General features: G+C 62.9%; 16 protein-coding genes and 2 riboswitches. Of the genes, 6 read left to right on the top strand and 10 right to left on the bottom strand.

Annotated features, from left to right (window positions below; translation table 11 throughout):
- Positions 1–2: 2 nt before the first annotated feature.
- From HU731_RS00830 to HU731_RS00820, 3 genes are read right to left on the bottom strand one after another with little or no spacing between them, the layout of a single operon-like run.
- A complete protein-coding gene (locus HU731_RS00830; protein WP_186606625.1) occupies positions 3–872 on the bottom strand; it encodes a rhomboid family intramembrane serine protease in 870 nt (289 codons plus the stop codon).
- On the bottom strand, positions 869–1,843 hold the full coding sequence (locus tag HU731_RS00825; protein ID WP_437180734.1) for a metallophosphoesterase: 975 nt from the start codon (positions 1,841–1,843) through the stop codon (positions 869–871). The genes HU731_RS00830 and HU731_RS00825 overlap by 4 nt, the downstream gene beginning before the upstream one ends.
- Positions 1,840–2,730 carry an NAD(+) kinase gene (locus HU731_RS00820; RefSeq protein WP_003190745.1) on the bottom strand — a complete coding sequence of 297 codons (891 nt, stop codon included), beginning with the start codon at positions 2,728–2,730 and terminating at the stop codon, positions 1,840–1,842. The genes HU731_RS00825 and HU731_RS00820 overlap by 4 nt, the downstream gene beginning before the upstream one ends.
- A gap of 144 nt (positions 2,731–2,874) precedes the next feature.
- Here HU731_RS00820 and HU731_RS00815 point away from each other — a divergent pair, with 144 nt between their 5' ends.
- The gene (locus HU731_RS00815) at positions 2,875–3,822 is read left to right on the top strand and encodes a DUF1853 family protein (RefSeq protein ID WP_186606623.1); all 948 of its coding nucleotides are present in this window, start codon (positions 2,875–2,877) and stop codon (positions 3,820–3,822) included.
- Between the two features lie 123 nt (positions 3,823–3,945).
- Here the strand turns inward: HU731_RS00815 and HU731_RS00810 are convergent, their stop codons facing one another.
- The 4 genes from HU731_RS00810 to cobW are packed head-to-tail and all read right to left on the bottom strand — an operon-like array spanning position 3,946 to position 10,431.
- Positions 3,946–4,548, bottom strand: coding sequence for a vWA domain-containing protein (locus HU731_RS00810; RefSeq protein WP_186606622.1), 603 nt, complete (start codon positions 4,546–4,548; stop codon positions 3,946–3,948).
- 53 nt (positions 4,549–4,601) lie between these two features.
- A complete protein-coding gene (locus tag HU731_RS00805; protein WP_186606621.1) occupies positions 4,602–5,606 on the bottom strand; it encodes a magnesium chelatase ATPase subunit I in 1,005 nt (334 codons plus the stop codon).
- Positions 5,606–9,367, bottom strand: coding sequence for a cobaltochelatase subunit CobN (gene cobN, locus HU731_RS00800; protein ID WP_186606620.1), 3,762 nt, complete (start codon positions 9,365–9,367; stop codon positions 5,606–5,608). Before cobN ends, HU731_RS00805 begins: the two co-directional genes overlap by 1 nt.
- 2 nt (positions 9,368–9,369) lie before the next feature.
- Positions 9,370–10,431 (bottom strand): cobalamin biosynthesis protein CobW, encoded by a 1,062-nt coding sequence (gene cobW / locus HU731_RS00795; RefSeq protein ID WP_225931555.1) that lies wholly within the window; start codon positions 10,429–10,431, stop codon positions 9,370–9,372.
- Between the two features lie 93 nt (positions 10,432–10,524).
- Positions 10,525–10,724: riboswitch (cobalamin riboswitch) on the bottom strand.
- A gap of 42 nt (positions 10,725–10,766) precedes the next feature.
- Positions 10,767–10,979: riboswitch (cobalamin riboswitch) on the top strand.
- A gap of 98 nt (positions 10,980–11,077) precedes the next feature.
- Between cobW and HU731_RS00790 the strand changes: the two genes are divergently transcribed.
- The 4 genes from HU731_RS00790 (at position 11,078) to cobM (ending at position 13,187) form a co-directional block, all read left to right on the top strand.
- Complete coding sequence (locus HU731_RS00790) at positions 11,078–11,266, top strand: CbtB domain-containing protein (protein ID WP_032892180.1); 189 nt, start codon at positions 11,078–11,080, stop codon at positions 11,264–11,266.
- Positions 11,267–11,277: 11 nt separating this feature from the next.
- Complete coding sequence (locus tag HU731_RS00785; protein WP_186606619.1) at positions 11,278–11,982, top strand: CbtA family protein; 705 nt, start codon at positions 11,278–11,280, stop codon at positions 11,980–11,982.
- Complete coding sequence (locus HU731_RS00780; RefSeq protein WP_186606618.1) at positions 11,979–12,371, top strand: cobalamin biosynthesis protein; 393 nt, start codon at positions 11,979–11,981, stop codon at positions 12,369–12,371. The genes HU731_RS00785 and HU731_RS00780 overlap by 4 nt, the downstream gene beginning before the upstream one ends.
- Positions 12,372–12,440: 69 nt before the next feature.
- Complete coding sequence (gene cobM / locus HU731_RS00775) at positions 12,441–13,187, top strand: precorrin-4 C(11)-methyltransferase (protein ID WP_186606710.1); 747 nt, start codon at positions 12,441–12,443, stop codon at positions 13,185–13,187.
- 222 nt (positions 13,188–13,409) lie between these two features.
- Here cobM and nfuA read toward each other — a convergent pair whose 3' ends face one another.
- The 3 genes from nfuA to HU731_RS00760 all read right to left on the bottom strand — a co-directional run bounded on the left by nfuA (position 13,410) and on the right by HU731_RS00760 (position 17,456).
- Positions 13,410–13,994 (bottom strand): Fe-S biogenesis protein NfuA, encoded by a 585-nt coding sequence (nfuA, locus tag HU731_RS00770; RefSeq protein ID WP_003190728.1) that lies wholly within the window; start codon positions 13,992–13,994, stop codon positions 13,410–13,412.
- 59 nt (positions 13,995–14,053) lie between these two features.
- Positions 14,054–15,079, bottom strand: coding sequence for an acyltransferase family protein (locus tag HU731_RS00765; protein WP_186606617.1), 1,026 nt, complete (start codon positions 15,077–15,079; stop codon positions 14,054–14,056).
- A gap of 85 nt (positions 15,080–15,164) precedes the next feature.
- Entirely contained in the window at positions 15,165–17,456 is a 2,292-nt protein-coding gene (locus HU731_RS00760) for a fatty acid cis/trans isomerase (RefSeq protein ID WP_186606616.1), read from the bottom strand.
- A gap of 166 nt (positions 17,457–17,622) precedes the next feature.
- Here HU731_RS00760 and metH point away from each other — a divergent pair, with 166 nt between their 5' ends.
- A complete protein-coding gene (gene metH / locus HU731_RS00755) occupies positions 17,623–21,333 on the top strand; it encodes a methionine synthase (protein WP_186606615.1) in 3,711 nt (1,236 codons plus the stop codon).
- Positions 21,334–21,387: the final 54 nt, after the last annotated feature.

Here is a 21,387-nt window from a genome sequence, read left to right as displayed (position 1 = left end):
TATCAAATAGACGCTTTGCGACGGTTGTACAAACCGCCAAGCAAACCCGTCAAGCAACCGATGACCAAGCCGCCCACATGGGCCGCGTTGGCGATTTCGCCGAAACCGATCATCGAGACCAGCCCCGACAGGCAGAGCAGCAGCCACACCAGCATCATCACCAGCACCCCACGGGGCAGGCGATAGGCCGGGTTGGGCGACAATAATTGAAAGATCCAGCAGTGCCCGAGCAGGCCGTACAACACGCCGGACAAGCCGCCAAACAAGCCGGGGCCACCGTAGGCGTATTGCGCGTAGTTGGAGGCCAGGCTGAACAACAGGGTCAGGCCCAGCAGGTTGATACCGCCCTGGCGCGCTTCAATGCGCCGGCCAAGCTCCCAGTACCACATGCCATTCATGGCCAGATGCAGGATGCCGAAGTGGATCAGCATCGGCGTGACCAGGCGCCACCACTGCCCCAAGGCCAGGGTGTCAGCCAGCGGCGTGAACTGGATGTACTCGCCCAGCACGCGGAACGGCAGGAAGGTCAGCCAGGCCATGGTTTGCAGGTTTTCACCCAGCAGGGTCACGGCAGCGACGATGAGACTGGCCAACAGCACCAGCGCGGTGACGGGGCTGTGGCGCACCTGCTGGACAAAACCTGGCCGCGCAACCGGCGCCTGCTCGGGAATGTCCAGTTGCTGGTCCGGGTCGCCAGCGGGGAAACGTTGATACAACACGCGCACGTCGTCGCTAATGGCCTCGGGCACCCACAGCACCTGCTCACCCGCCTCCTCGCTGACGCGGTGCGGCACCTGCATGCGGTGCAGCAACTTGACGAAGCCGCCCAGGTCGACGCTCAGGGGCAAGCGCAATACAGCTACGGTACTCATGGGATGGCCTCTGGTCGCTCAACGTCGACCCATACGAATTTACGCGGATCCAGTTGGGTTTCCTGGTCCAGTCGATACGCCACCAGCTTGCCGTACAGCACGGCGCTGTAGTCCAGGCAGGCCAGGTTCGGGCGGATCGGCGCCGGTTTGCCGCTGCGCCAGTAGTGGCCGACGAACAACAGCGGTTCATCGACGCCGTAGCGCAGCAGGGAATTCTTTTGCGTGGACGACAACGGCGTGCGCGCCACCGGCTCTGGCAAGGCGTCGGGCTGGAACACGATGTCGCCGTAGGTCTTGGGGTCGTCTTCCCAGAACTTGGTGCGAAAGAACGAACGCGTCAGGCCATCGCCACCGGTCAGGGTGAGCCCATCGGGCAGGCGCATATCGGTGCCGCGCAACAGGCGATCGAATGCATTGCAGGCGAAACTGCCCGGTACGGCGGCGGATTGCAGGAAGTGTTGGTCGATGCAGCCATCCGGGAAGGTGGCGCGCAACGGCTGGATGAAGCCTTCATCCCAGCACGCGTGCACCACGCGGAAACGCCCGGCATCGACAAACAGCGGCATGTCGTAGAACCAGCCGAGGAAGTCGTGCCAATCAGCCGGGTGGTGTTCGAACTGGGTCAGGGTCTCTTGGATCAAGTGGGCGTGGCGCGGGTTGTGCTCACGCACGAACTGCTTGCCACTGCCCGGCGGTGCCGGCGTGGTCCAGCCCAGCGCATTGAACTCGTGGTTGCCCATGATGCACAGCGCCTGGCCGGCCTCGGTCATATCGTGGACGATATGCAGCGCCTCACGGATGCGTGGGCCACGGTCGATGATATCGCCCAGGAACACGGCCATGCGTGACGGATGGCGCCAGGTGCCGCCCTGCTTGTGGTAACCCAATTGGTCGAGCAAGTGCTCAAGGGTATGAGCGCAACCGTGCACGTCACCAATCAGGTCGTAGCTACGCGCGGGATCGAGCATCAGTCGCCTCCACCTCCCAAGCGGCTGCCCCAGCCCAACTTGGTGCGGCACACTTCGTAGTAGTTGTGATCCAGCGGGTGGATCAAGCGCAACTTCTGTGCCTTCTTGCTCACGGTGATGGTGTCACCGGGGGCGCAGGTGAAATGGTTCTGCCCGTCGCAGGAGACTTGCGGGTAGATTTGCATGTCTTTGGACACCACGATTTTCAGCTCACTGTTGCCATCGACCACTATTGGCCGACTGGACAACATATGGGGGTACATCGGCACGATCACAATGGCATCGAGCTTGGGGTGCATGATCGGGCCACCGGCCGACAGCGCGTAGGCAGTGGAACCTGTGGGCGTGGCGACGATCAGGCCGTCGGCCTTCTGGCTGCACACGAACTGGCCGTCGATATACAGTTCGAACTCGATCATGCGCGTGGACTTGCCAGGGTGCAGCACTACATCGTTGAGGGCATCGCCCTGGCCGATCGCCTCGCCGTGGCGGCGCACTTCGGCTTGCAACAGGAAGCGGTTCTCTACCAGGTAATGGCCGTCGAGCACCTTGGCCACTTCGACTTCCAGCTCATCGGGGCGGATGTCAGTGAGAAACCCCAGGCTGCCGCGGTTGATCCCCAGCACCGGCACATTATGCCGTGCCAGCGCCCGGGCGGCGCCGAGCAGGCTGCCATCGCCGCCGACCACGATGACCATGTCGCACACTTCGCCGAGCATCTTGCGCGACGAGGTTTGCAGGCCGTGGCCGGGGAGGATTTCAGCGATGGTGTCTTCGAGGATCACATGCAGGTGGCGCTCGAGCAGAAACTTCTTCAGCCGGCGGACGGTGTCCAACACCTGGGTACTGCCCAGGCGACCGATAATGCCGATATTGCGAAAGTGCTCCATGGGGCTCCTGCGGGATCTGGGGTGAGGCAAAAAGAGCGATTATGGGCGAAAGGCCGCCTCAGGCAAAATCCTTTGTCGCCGCCACGCCTTGATGACAATGGTTCTCAGGCACCTTCTGCGCGCTGAAAAGGCTATGCTCGGAGCATGACGCCATTCCCCGACTTGCACACCCTGCCCCGCCAACTGCGCCACCCCGAGGTGCGCGACCTGGCGTGGGTGATGCTCGCGCCGCCGATGCTGGCGCAAACGCCATGGCCGCAACGCCACCCGCTGGCCGGCAGTGACTGGGTGCAGGCCCCTCACCAGCTCGAAGCCTGGCTGCGCCAGCTGGACCAGGACAGCAGCGCGTTGCAGCAGTGGCTGAGCCTGTCACGCACCCGGCGCCTGGGCCTGTATTACGAACGCTTATGGCAATTCGCGGTGCAGCATGCGCCAGGCGTGGAGTTACTGGCTGCCAACCTGCCGATCCGCCGTGCCGGGCATACCTTGGGCGAGCTGGACATGCTGCTGCGCGACCGCGATGGCGTGCACCACCTGGAGCTGGCGATCAAACTCTACCTGGGCCCGCAGGATGGCAATGGCCAGGACGCCGCGCAATGGCTGGGGCCTGGCTGCCATGACCGGCTGGACCGCAAACTGGCGCACCTGGCCCAGCATCAACTGCCGATCTCCGCGCGGGCAGAAAGCCGCGAGGCCTTGGCGGCGCTGGATATCCAAGCATTCGATGCGCATTTGTGGCTCGGCGGCTATCTGCTCTATCCCTGGCCCGGCGCGGCGCACTCCCCCCTCGGAGCTCACCCGCAGCACCTGCGTGGGCGCTGGTTGCATCAGCGCGATTGGGCGGAGTTTGTGAGCACCCGCCCAGCGGGCCGCTGGCAACCCCTGCCCCGCCATGCCTGGCTGGCGCCCGCGCATTACCCGACTGATGAAATGTGGAGTGAAGTGCAGATGCAAGACTGGCTGGCAGACCTGGACCCGATGGCCCCGGCGCAGTTGCTGGTGCGCATGGTGCCCAACGGTGAGGAGTGGGAGGAAGCCGAGCGGTTGTTTCTGGTGGCGGATCTTTGGCCGAATGTGCCGGGGGCAGGCTGATAGGTGTGGTGTGTTTGAGGGCCTCTTCGCGAGCAAGCCCGCTCCCACATTTGACCCAGTACATCCTTTGGAATGCGGACAAATGTGGGAGCGGGCTTGCTCGCGAATGCGCCCTCCCTGGCACTACACATCATCTATATGTTGATAATCCAACTGCAACCCCACCGCCAATTCCTGCGCCCGCCCCAACCTGATCGGCCCACGCTCGATGTCAATCAACACGCCTGGGCACTCCAATCGCGGCAGCGCGCCCATCGCCTTGAGCCGCCCATCGGTCAACACCAGCACCTTCTGCTGCTCGGCGGGATAGCGCTTGCGCCGTGCCGCCAACCAATGCCCCGCCTCCGTCAGCGCAGCCAGCAACGGCGTCCCGCCGCCCGCACCCAACTGCTCCAACCACTCGGCCAAGCCTTTCGCCGCCTTCATGCCTTGCACTTGCCACTTCGGTGACGGCCCGCTAGCCGTGAGCAACGCCATGCGCGCCCGTTGCCGATAAGCATCGTCAAACAGCTGGGCCAACAACCCCTTGGCATCGGTCAACGCCCGGTGGCGCCGCGTGGACGCCGAGGCATCGACAATCACCAGCCACAGCTCGGGGGCTGACCGGCTACGCAAATGGAACAGCAGGTCCGCACGGCATTGCGGCCGACCACCGAGCAACGTGCCCGGCCAATTGATCGCCCCGCGCTGTGCGCTGCGGGCCTTGCCCTGCCGGCCGGTGTTCAATCGCCCCGCTTGGGGCCGGGCATCCGCCCCCGCGTCAGGTCGGGGGCGGATGCCTAGGGCTTTTTTGGCCAGGTGGGTACATCGCGGCGAGCGCCCGTGGGCAAGGCGAGTGCGGGCATATCGCCCCATTGGCCTTGCCCGGACGAGGTGTCAGAGGGGGAAGGCGACGGCCCGTCATTCGGCTGGGGCGGCGAGCCTGGCGGAGTCTGTTGCTGACGACGATGGCGCAAGGCAAATTCTGCCACCGCATCGATATCTTCCTGCTCGATAGCGGCCGCACCACGCCACGCCGCGTGGGCACGGGCGCCCCGCAACCAGACCAGGTCGGCACGCAGGCCGTCTACCCCTGCGGCAAAGCAGCGCTCGGTGATGCGGGCCAACGCCTGGTCATCCAGGGCGATACTGTCAAGCCGTGCTCGCGCCTGGGTGCAGCGCTCGCGCAAGGCGGCTTGGGCTGGCGCCCACTGCGCGCAGAACGCAGTTGGGTCAGTGTCAAAATCCAAACGACGCCGGATGATCTGCCCGCGCTCGGCGGGCAAGGTCTGCCCGCTCAAGGCCACGTTGAAGCCAAAGCGGTCGAGCAACTGCGGGCGCAGCTCGCCCTCCTCCGGGTTCATGGTGCCGATCAATACAAAGCGCGCCGCATGGCGATGGGAAATCCCGTCGCGTTCGATCAGGTTGGTGCCACTGGCGGCCACGTCCAGCAGCAGGTCCACCAAGTGGTCCGCCAGCAGGTTGACTTCATCCACGTACAACACGCCGCCGTCGGCCTTGGCCAACACGCCGGGGGAGAATTGCGCGCGGCCTTCGCCCAGTGCAGCGTCCAGGTCCAAGGTACCGACCAGCCGCTCTTCGGTCGCGCCCAGGGGCAAGGTGACAAATTGCCCGCTGGCCAGCAGGTCTGCCAGCCCACGGGCCAGGGTGGACTTGGCCATGCCCCGTGGCCCTTCGATCAGCACGCCGCCGATCTTCGGGTCGATGGCAGCCAGGCACAGCGCGAGCTTCAAGTCATCGGCGCCGACCACGGCGGACAGCGGGAAATGGGGAGTATCAGTCATCAGCTGTCTTCTTCTATGTCCAGCAACAGGTTTTCCAAGGCCTCGCGATACGCCCCCGGCGCTTGCCACAAACCACGCTGCTGGGCTTCAAGCATGCGTTCGGTCATGTCGCGCAGGGCATCGGGGTTGTGCTGCTGCACGAAGGCGCGGGTGTCCGGGTCCAGCAGGTAGGCATCGGCGAGCAAGGCGTATTGGTGATCGTCAATCAGCGCGGTGGTAGCGTCGAAGGCGAACAGGTTGTCCACGGTCGCGGCCATTTCAAACGCGCCTTTATAGCCATGGCGCTTCACGCCTTCGATCCACTTGGGGTTGGCCGCGCGGGAACGGATCACCCGGTTGAGCTCTTCCTTCAAGGTGCGGATTTTCGGCACGTCCGGCTGGCTGTGGTCGCCATGGTAGCTGGCGGCCTTGTCACCGCTCAGGGTTTCCACGGCGGCCAGCATGCCGCCCTGGAATTGGTAGTAGTCATTGGAGTCGAGCAAATCGTGCTCGCGATTGTCCTGGTTCTGCAACACCGCCTGCACCTGGCTCAAACGCTGGGCAAATTGCTCGCGGGCGGCAGTGCCTTCATCGGAGCCACCGTAGGCGTAACCGCCCCAGTTCAGGTAGACCTCGGCCAAGTCCTCGCGGCTCTGCCACAGGCGCCCGTCAATCGCGCCCTGCACGCCCGCGCCATAGGCACCCGGCTTGGCGCCAAAAATGCGCCAGCCGGCCTGTTTGGCCGCTGCTGCTTCATCCAGGCCCGACTCAAGCAGCGCTTGGCGTTCGCTGCGCACCTTGGCGGCCAGCGGGTTCATGTCGTCGGGTTCATCCAGGGCCGCCACTGCCTGCACTGCCGCATCGAACAGGCGGATCAGGTTGGCAAACGCATCGCGGAAGAACCCGGACACACGCAGGGTCACGTCCACACGCGGGCGGTCCAATAAGCTGATTGGCAGTATTTCAAAGTCGTCCACCCGCTGGCTGCCGGTGGCCCACACCGGGCGCACGCCCATCAGCGCCATGGCCTGGGCAATATCGTCACCGCCGGTGCGCATGGTGGCGGTGCCCCACACCGACAGGCCGAGCTGACGCAGGTGGTCGCCGTGGTCTTGCAGGTGCCGCTCAAGAATCAGGTTGGCCGACTGGAACCCGATGCGCCAGGCCGTGGTGGTTGGCAGGTTGCGCACGTCCACGGTAAAAAAGTTACGCCCCGTGGGCAGCACATCCAGCCGACCGCGACTCGGCGCACCGCTGGGCCCCGCCGGGACAAAGCGCCCACTCAAGGCATCGAGCAAACCGCGCATCTCCGCCGGGCCGCAGGCATCCAGGCGTGGCGCGACGACAATGCGCAGGCTTTCGACCACCGACTTCACCTCCTCCCAGCCGGGCTCTTCCAACTGCTCGATGGGCCCTTCCAATGCCTGCTCGATCAAGCGTGCCGCGTACAACTCCAGACGTTCACGGGTATCCCCGGCCGTGCGCCACAACTGATCGTCAATCTTCTGCAACACCAACGGGCGCCGCCCCGTCCAGGGCTCGGCCAATGCGCAATCGAGCGGATCAAACCCCAACTCGAACGCCTTGGCCAGCACACGCAACAGGCTCGACTGCGGGCCCCGGCCATCGCCACGGGGAATGCGCAACAGCGCCAGCAAGGTGTCGATACGCAAACGGCCTTCGGGCGACTCACCAAAGATATGCAGGCCATCGCGGATCTGCGATTCCTTCAAGTCGCACAGGTAGGTATCCAGGCGCGGCAGCCACACCGCCGCGTCCGCCTCACTGCCCAGTTCAAGCTCCTGGTCGATACGGGTTTCGCGCACCAGCTTGAGGATGTCTTTTTGCAGCTCCAGGGCACGACGCGGGTCGAGCAATTGCGCCTCGTAATACTCGTCGGCCAGCAGCTCCAGATCACGCAGCGGGCCGTAGGTTTCGGCGCGGGTCAGCGGTGGCATCAGGTGGTCGATGATCACCGCCTGGGTGCGCCGCTTGGCCTGGGCGCCCTCACCCGGGTCGTTGACGATAAACGGGTAGATATTCGGCAGCGGCCCCAGCAGTGCATCCGGCCAGCAGTGCTCCGACAGGCCCACGCCTTTGCCGGGCAGCCATTCCAGGTTGCCGTGCTTGCCCACATGGATCACGCCGTGGGCGCCGTAGGTATGGCGCAGCCAGAAATAGAACGCCAGGTAGCCATGGGGCGGCACCAGGTCCGGGTCGTGGTACACGGCGCTGGCATCCACCTGGTAACCCCGGGCCGGCTGGATGCCGACGAAGGTCAGGCCCAGGCGCAGGCCGGCGATCATCATGCGGCCATCGCGGCACATCGGATCGTTTTGCGGGGCGCCCCAACGCTCCAGCACGGCCTGGCGATTGGAGGCCGGCAAGCGATCAAACATCGCCTGGTATTCCACAAGGCTCAGGCTTTGATGGCAGGGGCGCAGGTCGAGGCTGTCGAGATCGTTGGTGACGCCGCCGAGCAGTTCATGGATCAGCGCGGTGCCACTGTCGGGCAGCCGCTCCGCCACCGGGTAGCCCTCGGTTTGCAAGGCGCGCAGGATATTCAGCGCTGCCGCAGGGGTGTCCAGGCCTACGCCGTTGCCGATGCGACCGTCGCGGGTTGGGTAGTTGGCGAGGATCAACGCAATCCGTTTCTGTGCATTGGGCACCCGCGCCAACGCGACCCAGCGGCGTGCCAGCTCCGCGACAAAGTCCATGCGTTCGGGCGCTGCGCGGTAGCACACCACGTCCGACTGGCTGCGCTCGCTGCGCCAGGCCAGGTCCTTGAAACTGATCGGCCGGCTGATGATGCGCCCGTCCAGCTCCGGCAAGGCGATATGCATCGCCAGGTCACGGGGCCCCAGGCCTTGTTCGCTGGCCTGCCAGCCGGGCTGGTTGTCCTGGGCGCAGATCGCCTGGATCACCGGGATATTACGGCGAAACGGGCGCAAATGCGGCGCTTCCGGGCTCGATTGGGCAAAGCCGGTGGTGTTCAGAATTACCGCGGCTTGCACGTCATCCAGCAGGTCCTCGACCACCGTGAGGCAGCCGGGTTCTTTCAAACTGGCCACCGCGATAGGCAAGGGGTTGAGGCCCGCCGCCTGTAAGCGCTGGCAGAACACATCAATAAAACCGGTATTGGCCGCCTGTAAATGGGAGCGGTAGAACAGCACCGCAGCCACGGGCCAATCGGCGTGCCAATCGGCCTGCCAGTCATTGAGGCGGGCATTGGCGTTGCGCGGGTGGTAGATCGCCGTGCGCGGCAGGGTTTGCGGCTCGGCCCAGGCATAGTCGCGGCCCAGGTGGGCACTGGCCAGGCAGTGGTAAAAATCCAGGGCATTGCCCAGGCCACCTTGGCGCAGGAAGTGCCACAGGCGCTCGCGGTGTTCGGCAGCAACGGTGCTCAGGCCGCTGAGTTCCGGGTCTGGGCGGTCGTCACCCGGCACCAGGATCAGGGTGACGCCGCGCTCGGCCAACTCCACCAGGCGCTCGATGCCGTAGCGCCAATAGCCGATGCCGCCGTGCAATGACAGCAGGATGACCTTGGCGTGGCGCAGCACCTCGTCGACGTACAGGTCAACCGAGGCATGGTTCTGCACCTGCATCGGGTTGGCCAGGCGCAGGCTGGGGTAATCCTCGGGCAATTGCTGGGCGGCTTCGGCGAGCAGTGCCAGGCTGGAATCGCCGCTGCACAGGATCACCAGCTCAGCGGGGGTCTGGCCAAGGTCGGCAATATTGTCGTCCGCGACGAAACCACCGGGTTGGGTCCTGAGCAGGTGCATGGTTAAACGCTGAGGGCAGCGCGCAATTGCGCTTCAAGGCCCACGGCGTCCAGCTCCTGACCGATCAGCACCAGGCGCGTGGTGCGTGCTTCATCAGCGCCCCAGGCACGGTCGAAGTGCTTGTCAAAGCGCGTGCCCACGCCCTGGATCAGCAGGCGCATCGGTTTGTTGGGGATCGCGGCGAAACCTTTCACACGCAGGATGCCGTGCTGCACCACCAATTGGGTCAGGGCGTCGAGCAACAGCGCTTCATCGGCTTGGGGCAGGTCGATGGAGATGGAGTCGAAGGCATCGTGATCGTGGTCGTCTTCACCTTCATGGTGATGGTCGTGATGGCTGTGACGCGCGTCGATATGCGCCTCGGAACCGGCGCCCAGGCCGATCAGCACGTCCAGAGGCAGGCGACCGCTGCTGGCTTCGATGATCTTCACTGCCGGCGGCAGTTCTTCGGCGACTTCCAGGCGCACACGCGCCAGGTCTTGGGCGCTGATCAGGTCGGTTTTGTTGAGGATCACCAGGTCGGCGCTGGCCAACTGGTCGGCGAACAGCTCGTGCAACGGCGATTCGTGGTCCAGGTTGGGGTCAAGTTTGCGCTGGGCGTCGACCTGGTCCGGGAAGGCGGCAAAGGTGCCGGCGGCCACGGCCGGGCTGTCGACCACGGTGATCACCGCGTCAACGGTGCAGGCGCTGCGGATTTCCGGCCACTGGAAGGCTTGCACCAACGGCTTGGGCAGGGCCAGGCCTGAAGTTTCGATGAGGATATGGTCCAGGTCACCGCGACGGGCGACCAGTTCACGCATCACCGGGAAGAACTCTTCCTGCACGGTGCAGCACAGGCAACCGTTGGCCAGCTCGTAGACGCGACCATTGGCTTCTTCTTCGGTGCAACCGATAGAACACTGCTTGAGAATTTCACCGTCAATGCCCAGCTCGCCGAACTCGTTGACGATCACTGCAATGCGGCGGCCCTGAGCGTTGTCGAGCATATGGCGCAACAGCGTGGTTTTGCCCGAGCCGAGGAAGCCGGTAACGATGGTGACGGGAAGTTTGGCCAGTGTTTTCATCGGATGCCCTTTGGGGCGGGCATACGGGACGACAGGCCCTGCGGCGGCGCGCAGCAGCGGATTTCGTCACCGGATCACCCCGCCCGGTTGAATTGGAAAATCAGTCGCGAGGCAGGTCTCCTGGCTTGGGGTGTGCAGGCCTTGCGACCAACGCTGACTGCGCCTTCCCGCCGTATCGGCAGTGGCGTGGCAGTCAACTGAACCCTTCACAGTTGCGGGGGCAGCCGCGGCTTGAACCGCGTTCCCTTCTTAGCTTCGGCCTGGGCCGAAGAACCTCGAGGGTGCAAGGCTACAGGGGCTTGCAGCATTTGACTACCGTCCCCGGCCCATGCTCTCCTACACCTCTTGTTTCGGGTGCCCTTCACAGGGTGAAACGGGAAACCGGTGCGTCATAGTCCTATGACCAGTCCGGTGCTGCCCCCGCAACGGTAAGCGAGCGAAGCGTCACAGCCACTGTGCTTTTGCATGGGAAGGCGATGCTTTCAGGAGGACTCTTTAAAGAGCCGCCCCTCGCAAGCCCGGAGACCGGCCCGAAAAATTCAGATAACAAACCCGCGGTGGGCGGGCGCTGTTCAGAACCCTGCGTGCCTGGCGCGCGGGGTTTTCATGCGCTCGTTTCCACCCTGACACCTGAAAGGGACGCGCCATGTCGATCATCAGCAGCACTTCGCACTCCGCCACTAGCACCGCCACCCTCAGCCAACGACTGACCGCCGCCATCGGCGCGTCGATCCTGGGCGCGTGCCTGGTGTATTTCGCCGGGTTCTCGCATATCGAGGCGGTGCACAACGCCGCCCACGATACCCGCCACAGCGCTGCGTTCCCGTGCCATTGAGAGCTGCCGACATGATCAAGCGTATTGCGCAAACCGCAGGTTTCACTGGGCTTTTGGCGGCCTTGTTGCTGACTCTGTTGCAAAGCTTCTGGGTCGCCCCGCTGATTCTGCAGGCAGAAAGCTTCGAAAAAGCCCCACCAGCGGCCGAAGTGGTGCATGAGCACGCCGCTGGCGCTGCTGCACACAGCCACGATGCCCAAGCCTGGGAGCCCGAAGATGGCTGGCAGCGTGTGCTGTCCACCACTGGAGGCAACCTGGTGGTGGCCGTAGGCTTTGCCCTGATGCTCGCCGGCCTCTATACGCTGCGCGCGCCGACCCGTACCGCCCAAGGCCTGCTCTGGGGCTTGGCCGGCTACGCGACCTTTGTACTGGCACCCACCCTGGGCCTGCCACCGGAACTGCCCGGTACAGCGGCCGCCGACCTGACACTGCGCCAGACCTGGTGGATCGGCACCGCAGCCTCCACCGCCGCCGGCCTGGCGCTGATCGTGTTCGGTCGCAACTGGCTGTTGAAAGGGCTTGGGCTGGCGATTCTTGCCGTGCCCCACTTCATCGGCGCGCCGCAACCGCAAGTGCATTCGATGCTGGCCCCGGAGGCGCTCGAAGCGCAGTTCAAGATCGCCTCGCAATTGACCAACGTCGCCTTCTGGCTGGCCCTGGGCCTGATCAGCGCCTGGTTGTTCCGCCGCAACCGCGACGATCAATACTCGGCATGATCCTGATTGTAGGGCTTGGCTGCCAGCGCGGCTGTGAGGTTCACAGCCTGCTGGCGTTGCTGGACAGTACCCTGGCCGAGGCCGGCATTGAGCGCTCACGCGTGACTGCGTTGGCAAGCATTGACCGCAAACGCGATGAACCTGGGCTGCTGGCCCTGGCCCAGCGGTTGAACCTGCCCTTGCAGTGCTTCAGCGTCGAGCAACTGGCGGGCTATGAGCATCGGCTGAGCCATCGCTCGGCGCCGGCTTTTGCCCACACCGGCTGTTACGGCGTGGCCGAAAGCGCCGCCCTGGCCTTGGCCGAGCACCTGTCTAATGGCCCCGCGCGCCTGCTGATCACCCGCAAGAAAAGCGCACAGGCCACCCTTGCATTGGCCTGCGCGGGCTAAAATCCCGATAATTGCCGCTCTTGAGCATGAGCCAAGTTCATGCTCACCCGTTTTGAACAGGACTTTTCCATGACCGTCTACTTCATCGGCGCCGGCCCCGGCGACCCGGAATTGATCACCGTCAAGGGTCAGCGGCTGATCCGCAGCTGCCCGGTGATCATCTACGCCGGCTCGCTGGTGCCCGCCGCCGTACTGGAAGGTCATCAAGCGCAGCAGGTGGTCAACAGCGCCGAATTGCACCTGGAGCAGATCATTGAGCTGATCAAGACCGCTCATGCCCAAGGCCAGGACGTGGCGCGGGTGCACTCCGGCGACCCCAGCCTGTATGGGGCAATTGGCGAACAGATCCGCCATTTACGTGAACTGGGCATCCCTTTCCAGATCATTCCTGGGGTCACGGCGGTCGCGGCGTGCGCGGCTTTATTGGAGGCTGAACTGACCCTGCCGGACATCGCCCAGAGCGTGATCCTGACCCGTTACGCCGATAAAACCAGCATGCCCGCCGGTGAAGACTTCGATAGCCTGGCGCAGCATGGCACCACCATGGCGATTCATCTGGGGGTCAATCATCTGGAAAAGATCGTCGCCGAGCTGCTACCGCACTACGGCACGGACTGCCCGATTGCCGTGGTACACCGGGCGACCTGGCCGGATCAGGAGTGGGTGGTGGGTACGCTGAGTGACATTGCCCAGAAAGTCGCGACGAAGGGGTTTCGGCGTACGGCATTGATTGTGGTGGGCCGGGTGTTGGCCAGTGACAGTTTCAGCGAGTCATCGTTGTACCGCGCAGGGCATGCGCACCTCTATCGACCCTGAAATGCGAACAACAACGTGTAAGGCTGTTTGTAGGAGCGAGCTTGCTCGCGAAAAACTTCCAGGCGCCGCGTTCATTCAGTAAGCGCGCGTTATCGTTGACGTTTTTCGCGAGCAAGCTCGCTCCTACAGAAAAGGCGAGGCAGCTCGCAAGGCTATGAATTTCAAGCATAAAAAACGGCGCTCACGGGGCGCCGTTTTTTATGTTCGCAGTGAACACCTTGCTCAGTAGTAGGCGTTTTCTTTCTGCGTGTGGTCAGTCACATCTCGTACGCCCTTGAGTTCAGGAATACGTTCCAGCAGCGTGCGCTCGATGCCCTCACGCAAGGTCACGTCCGCCTGGCCACAGCCCTGGCAACCGCCGCCGAACTTCAGTACGGCGATACCGTCATCCACCACGTCGATCAGGCTCACCTGGCCGCCATGACTGGCCAGCCCCGGGTTGATCTCGGTTTGCAGGTAATAGTTGATGCGCTCATTGACCGGGCTGTCGGCGTTGACATTCGGCACCTTGGCGTTGGGCGCCTTGATGGTCAACTGGCCGCCCATACGGTCGGTGGCGTAATCGACCACGGCGTCGTCCAGGAAGGCTTCGCTGAAGGCATCGATATACGCGGTGAAGCTTTTGAGCCCCAGGGCGGTGTCTTCAGGCTTCTCTTCGCCGGGCTTGCAGTAGGCAATGCACGTCTCGGCGTATTGGGTGCCGGGCTGGGTGATAAAGACGCGGATGCCGATACCTGGGGTGTTCTGCTTGGACAGCAGGTCAGCCAGGTAATCGTGGGCGGCGTCGGTAATGGTTATGGCAGTCATGGAAACTCCTCACAGGCTTGCCCGCAGTTTACGCCAAATCATTACAGAGGTACAAAGTCCTAGTATTTTTGTCGGGAAATTATTTCCGGGCCCTCAATGCCCCACCAACGCTTGAGCGTGCGATAGGTTCCCTTCTCCAACCATTGGTAGCTGCCATAGCCGCCCACCAGGATCAGTACGATGCAAACCGCCAGGACTGCGTAGGGATCTAGACCCGTTCGCTCGACAACCCACCGCCCGGCGACCAGTACCAGCACATGGATCAAGTACACCGAATAAGAGCAATCGCCGAGCATCTTCAATACCTGGGAACCTTTGAAGTAGGGCTCCAATGTCACGCAACTGATGACCAATAATGCACTGGGCACGCCCCACTCCAACGCGCGCGGAACGTCGGCGCCGTGATAGATCGCCGCCAGCGCAACCATGATCCCCAATAACGGCAGCCACGGCTTGGCCCGACACAGGCCGCGGCGATACAGCATGCCAATCCCAATGCCCATCAGAAACTCGATGACAATGTCATCGCGGTAAAAACCACCGGCCAGGTCGAAGGCCGGCCCGATAAGGCCGCACACCAGGTACAACAGCACGGCTACCACCCCTAGCCGATAGTCCCGGTGAACCAGCAAGGCACAGGCGAACAGCACGTAAAACAGCATCTCGAAGTTCAATGTCCACCCCACATCCAACAGGGGATAGATGCCGAACCCACCGGGGTTCTGCGCCGGCACAAAGAACAACGACAGAAGCACGTGGCTTAGTTCCAGTCGCACCTCTGGAAACATCGAGGGTACCGCCAGTACCAGCACGGCCAAGAGCAAAGTGTAGAACCAATACGCCGGAGCGATCCTGGCCACGCGCATCAGCATGAAACGCCAGGGGGTCAGTGCCTTGTCAGCGCTCGCCAGGAAAATCACCAGGCCGCTGATCACAAAAAATATATCCACCCCGATACCGCCTTTGTCGGCGAGTACATACTCCAGCGCGTTGTGGGCTTCAAAGTCGAAAAACAGCTGCATGAAATGGTGGCCCACCACCATCCACGCCGCCAAGGCACGTAGCGCCTGCACTGAAATCAACATCGTCGGAGTACCTTTTCCAGTCTATCGCCAGATATCCGACTGCTTCAGCCCCCGCATGGAGAAATGACCGGATCAATAGCGGTAGTTATAGGTTCTCATAGCGGTTCATGTCCAATACGCCCTCTTCCACCGGCGTGGTTTCGTGGATGTACCGCGACAAGTCATGGAAGTACTGCCAGAACAGCGGGTGACTGCGACGTACACCCCAGCGGTCGACGATCTTCTCGAAGCTCTTGGCGTCCTTGGCTTGCTCCATCAGCGCGACAAACTCAGGCACTTGCCGGGCTGGAATGTTGAACATGAAGTTGGGGTAGCTGCTGAGCACGCCAGGGTAAATGGTCACCGTATCCAGGCCCGGCTGATAGCGATACGCCTCACCCAGCAGGAACGCCACGTTACTGTGGGCACGGTTGCGCAGCAGGCTGTAGACCTCGCGCTTGCCGCTGGCGGTTTCGATGCGCAGCATCGTGGCTTCGGGCAATTGCTCGATCACCTTGAGCCCTGCCGCCGGGCGTGAGGTCAGGCGGCTCAGGGCTTGCTCGGCATCCTGCAAGGCCGGGTCGATGCCGTCGCGCGAGCAAAACGCGCCGCTGCAGCGGTTGATCGGGTCGAGGCTGGCATTCAAAGGGCCGTAGCGGTTCAGCAACTGGTTGGCGAAGTCACGCTTGGGGTCCTTTTCGCTCAGGTGCAAACCACTGGCCTTGTCATCGTCAATCGCTTCGTAGTCCAGCCACAGCTTGAGCTTGCCGCTGTTCTGGTACCAGTCGTCCATGAAGTCTTCGCGGGTATCCGCTGGCATCAAGCGCAGGAAGTTCTGCTCGGCGCCGTTGCGGATCAGGTCGAAATACAGGCGGGTCTGGGCCTGGTGCGAGACGTTGCCAAACACATCGAAATTCACCGCCAACTGGTAATAGGTGCGTTCCAGCAGTGGGTAGTCGAACAGCCACATCGTCTGCGGGACCTCGCCAATCAGGCCCTTGGTCACCGAGGCGCTGTCGAAATGACGGAAAATGCTCAGCAAGGCGTTGTCATTGCCCGCCCACAATGTCGACCAGCTCGGCGCCGGCAGGTCTGCGTAGTTGTCACGGCGCAGGGCTTCGTACTGGTTGCGCTTGTCGCGATACGCCAGCCACAGGCTCAGCACGCTGCCCACGTCGTCATTTTGCCCAGGCATGGCCAGCAACGGCGTGGCCTGGCCGCGATAACGCGCATCGGTGATGTACAGGTCGTGGTCGGGGTCCTGGAGCAGCGTCCAGAAGTTATCGCGGATCACATCCGTTGCGATCTGCCCACGGCACACCGGCCCGCGAATGAAGGTACGCACGAAGTACTCGGCGTTATCGAGCATGAATTGGTAGCGCGCTTTGGCCGGGATCGCTTCGAATGTCGCGAACGGGTTGGCGCGGCTGCCAGGGCCGTAGCCTGGCAAGGCTGTGACCTGCCAGTCGCCGCCGTAGAACAGCGCCTTGATCCGCGCCATCTTCTGGGCACTGAACGGATAAGTGATGTGGGTTTTATGCACGATCACGCCCTGCACCGGCCACAGGCGGTAATACACCTGGGTGCCTGGGTCGTCGTTGGGGCGACGGGTGGCGATCAGGTCAATCGGCTGGCCACTGGGCGTGCGCGAACGCACCCACTGGAAGTAATGCCCCGGCTCGCCGTTCTCGAAATAGATATGCGCCAGAAACAAATGCTCGAACAGCCAGCGCGCCACCAGGCTTTCCCGGGCGCCCGGCTGGTTGAACAGGTTTTCCCACTGCTGCACTTGCAAGGCTTCCCTGGCGCTCGGTGCCAGGCCCTGCTCGTCAATCGGCGCGCCGGAGGCCAGCCAGCGTTGCAGGGTCTGGTATTGCTGGTCGGTCAGGCCTGTGACGGCCAGCGGCATGCCTTCCTTGGGGTGAGCACCGGCATAGGCATTGAACTCGCCAGGCGTCGCGCACATATTTTCACGGTTGAGCCCCAGCACAATGTTCTCGGGCAGCTTGGCATTGGGCGCCAGCGGCGCGTTGTGCCCCAGCTCCAGCATGCGCGCCATCAGCGCAGCCTGGCTGCCCTGGGCGTCCAATACCGAATAGAAGCCCTTCTGCTGCCACGCCTGCTTACCGAATGCGTCATAAAACAAACGCGTCGTTGGCGTGGCCTGGCTGCGCTCGCCGTCATACACCGGCATCTTGCTTGCGCCCCGCGCTGCGCCCTCGGCGCTGCCCAGGTTGAGCTGGCACGCGGAGTCATAGCAGGCATGGCAGGCCACGCACTTTTGCGTAAAGATCGGTTGGATGTCGCGGGTGTAGGAAATCGCCGAAGCGGGACCTTCCGCCTGAGCGCTGCTGGCAATCAAGGCCAGGACGGCGCTGACGATTAAACGAAGTGACATGTATCCGGTCCCGATTCAAGGCATGCGGTGTTTGAAGTGGCGTGATTCTACCGGGCCATGCCCCCCAGCAACATGAGCGATATTCATGCAAAACCTCTACATGCTCCAAAAGCCCGCAGGTTTGTTATGATTCACGCCCTCCGAAATGCCTGACCAGAGTAGTCCCATGTCCGACCGAAGCGTTCGTCTGCAAGCCCTTCACCACGCCCTCAAGGAACGTATCCTGATCCTGGACGGTGGCATGGGCACGATGATCCAGAGCTATAAGCTCGAGGAACAGGACTACCGTGGCAAACGCTTCGCCGATTGGCCGAGCGACGTCAAGGGCAACAACGACCTGCTGGTGCTCACCCGTCCCGACGTGATTGGCGGCATCGAGAAGGCGTACCTGGACGCCGGCGCCGACATTCTGGAAACCAACACCTTCAACGCCACGCGCATCTCCATGGCCGACTACGGCATGGAAGAGCTGGCCTATGAACTGAACGTGGAAGGCGCGCGCCTGGCGCGCAAAGTCGCCGACGCCAAGACCCACGAAAACCCGGCCAAGCCGCGTTTCGTGGCCGGCGTGCTGGGCCCGACCAGCCGCACCTGCTCGCTGTCGCCAGACGTGAACAACCCCGGCTACCGCAACGTGACCTTCGATGAACTGGTGGAAAACTACACCGAGGCCACCCAAGGCCTGATCGAAGGCGGCGCCGACCTGATCCTGATCGAAACCATCTTCGACACCCTCAACGCCAAGGCCGCGATCTTCGCCGTGCAAGGCGTGTTCGAAGCCCTGGGTATCGAGCTGCCGATCATGATTTCCGGCACCATCACCGATGCCTCCGGCCGTACCCTGTCGGGGCAGACCACCGAAGCGTTCTGGAACTCCGTGGCCCACGCCAAGCCGATCTCGGTGGGCTTGAACTGCGCCCTGGGCGCCAGCGAACTGCGCCCCTACCTGGAAGAGTTGTCGAACAAGGCCAACACCCATGTGTCGGCACACCCCAACGCTGGCCTGCCCAACGAATTCGGCGAGTACGACGAACTGCCGTCGCAAACCGCCAAAGTCATTGAAGAGTTTGCCCAAAGCGGCTTCCTGAACATCGTCGGTGGTTGCTGCGGTACCACGCCTGGGCATATCGAAGCCATCGCCAAGGCCGTGGCCGGGTATGCACCGCGCCCGATCCCGGACATTCCCAAGGCCTGCCGCCTGTCGGGCCTGGAGCCGTTCACCATCGACCGCAGCTCGTTGTTCGTCAACGTCGGCGAGCGCACCAACATCACCGGCTCGGCCAAGTTCGCCCGGCTGATCCGTGAAGACAACTACACCGAAGCCCTTGAAGTTGCCCTGCAGCAGGTGGAAGCCGGCGCCCAGGTGATCGACATCAACATGGACGAAGGCATGCTGGATTCGAAGAAGGCCATGGTGACCTTCCTCAATCTGATCGCCGGCGAGCCGGACATCTCCCGCGTGCCGATCATGATCGACTCCTCCAAGTGGGAGGTGATCGAAGCCGGCCTCAAGTGCATCCAGGGCAAGGGCATCGTCAACTCCATCAGCATGAAGGAAGGCGTGGAGCAGTTCATCCACCACGCCAAGCTGTGCAAGCGCTACGGCGCGGCGGTGGTGGTGATGGCGTTCGACGAAGCCGGCCAGGCCGACACCGAAGCGCGCAAGAAAGAAATCTGCAAACGCTCCTACGACATCCTGGTCAACGAAGTCGGCTTCCCACCGGAAGACATCATCTTCGACCCGAACATCTTCGCGGTCGCCACCGGTATCGAAGAGCACAACAACTACGCCGTCGACTTCATCAACGCCTGTGCCTATATCCGTGACGAACTGCCGTATGCGCTGACCTCCGGTGGCGTGTCCAACGTGTCGTTCTCGTTCCGTGGCAACAACCCGGTGCGCGAGGCGATCCACTCGGTGTTCCTGCTGCATGCGATTCGCGCGGGCCTGACCATGGGCATCGTCAACGCCGGCCAACTGGAGATCTACGACCAGATCCCCGCCGAGCTGCGTGACGCCGTCGAAGACGTAGTACTCAACCGCACGCCGGAAGGCACCGACGCCCTGCTGGCGATTGCCGACAAGTACAAGGGCGACGGCAGCGTCAAGGAAGCCGAGACAGAGGAATGGCGTGGCTGGGAGGTCAACAAGCGCCTGGAGCACGCGTTGGTCAAGGGCATCACTACGCACATCGTCGAAGACACCGAGGAATCGCGCCTGTCGTTTGCGCGCCCGATCGAAGTGATCGAAGGCCCGCTGATGTCGGGCATGAACATCGTCGGCGACCTGTTTGGCGCCGGCAAGATGTTCCTGCCCCAGGTGGTGAAATCCGCCCGCGTGATGAAGCAGGCGGTGGCGCACTTGATCCCGTTCATCGAGCTGGAAAAAGGCGACAAGCCCGAAGCCAAAGGCAAGATCCTCATGGCCACGGTCAAGGGCGACGTGCATGACATCGGCAAGAACATCGTCGGCGTGGTGCTCGGTTGCAACGGCTATGACATTGTCGACCTGGGCGTGATGGTGCCGGCGGAGAAGATCCTGCAAGTGGCCAAGGAGCAGAAGTGCGACATCATTGGCCTGTCCGGCCTGATCACGCCGTCCCTGGACGAAATGGTGCACGTGGCCCGCGAGATGCAGCGCCAGGACTTCCATCTGCCGCTGATGATCGGTGGCGCCACCACCTCCAAGGCACACACAGCGGTGAAGATCGAGCCCAAGTACAGCAATGACGCGGTGATCTACGTCACCGACGCCTCCCGCGCCGTGGGTGTGGCCACGCAGTTACTGTCCAAGGAACTGAAGGCTGGCTTCGTCGAGAAAACCCGCCTGGAATACATCGACGTGCGTGAGCGCACCTCCAACCGCAGCGCACGTACCGAGCGCCTGAGCTACGCGGCAGCCATCGCCAAGAAGCCGCAGTTTGACTGGAGCGGCTACACGCCAGTGGTGCCGACCTTTACCGGCGCCAAGGTGCTGGACAATATCGACCTCAACGTGTTGGCCGAGTACATCGACTGGACACCGTTCTTTATCTCCTGGGACCTGGCCGGCAAATTCCCGCGCATCCTCACCGATGAAGTGGTAGGCGAAGCCGCTACCGCGCTGTACGCCGACGCCCAGGCCATGCTCAAGAAGCTGATCGACGAAAAGCTCATCAGCGCCCGCGCCGTGTTCGGTTTCTGGCCGACCAACCAGGTGCAGGACGATGACCTGGAAGTCTACGGTGACGACGGCCAGCCGATTGCCCGGTTGCATCACCTGCGCCAGCAGATCATCAAGACCGACGGCAAGCCGAATTTCTCCCTGGCTGACTTCGTCGCGCCTAAAGACAGCGGCGTGACCGACTACATTGGTGGTTTCATCACCACCGCCGGCATCGGTGCCGAAGAAGTCGCCAAGGCCTACCAAGACGCGGGCGACGACTACAACTCGATCATGGTCAAGGCCCTGGCCGACCGCCTGGCCGAAGCCTGCGCCGAATGGCTGCACCAGCAGGTACGTAAAGAGCATTGGGGTTACGCCAAGGACGAGCAACTGGACAACGAGGCGCTGATCAAAGAGCAATACAGCGGCATCCGCCCTGCCCCCGGCTACCCGGCGTGCCCGGACCACACAGAGAAAGCCCAGTTGTTCCAACTGCTCGACCCCGAGGCCCGCGAAATGCAGGCCGGGCGCAGCGGGGTGTTCCTTACCGAGCACTACGCGATGTTCCCGGCGGCGGCGGTCAGTGGCTGGTACTTCGCCCACCCGCAGGCGCAATATTTTGCCGTGGGCAAGATCGACAAGGACCAGGTCACCAGCTACACGGCTCGCAAAGGCCAGGACCTGGCCGTGACCGAACGCTGGCTGGCGCCGAACCTGGGTTACGACAACTGAAAAGGCTTATTGTAGGAGCGAGCTTGCTCGCGAAAAACTTACAGGCGCCGCGCT

The sequence above is a fragment of the Pseudomonas salmasensis genome (genome assembly GCF_014268375.2).
In the GTDB taxonomy this organism is placed as follows: Bacteria; Pseudomonadota; Gammaproteobacteria; order Pseudomonadales; family Pseudomonadaceae; genus Aquipseudomonas; species Aquipseudomonas salmasensis.
This window is presented reverse-complemented; position numbering and strand designations above follow the sequence as displayed.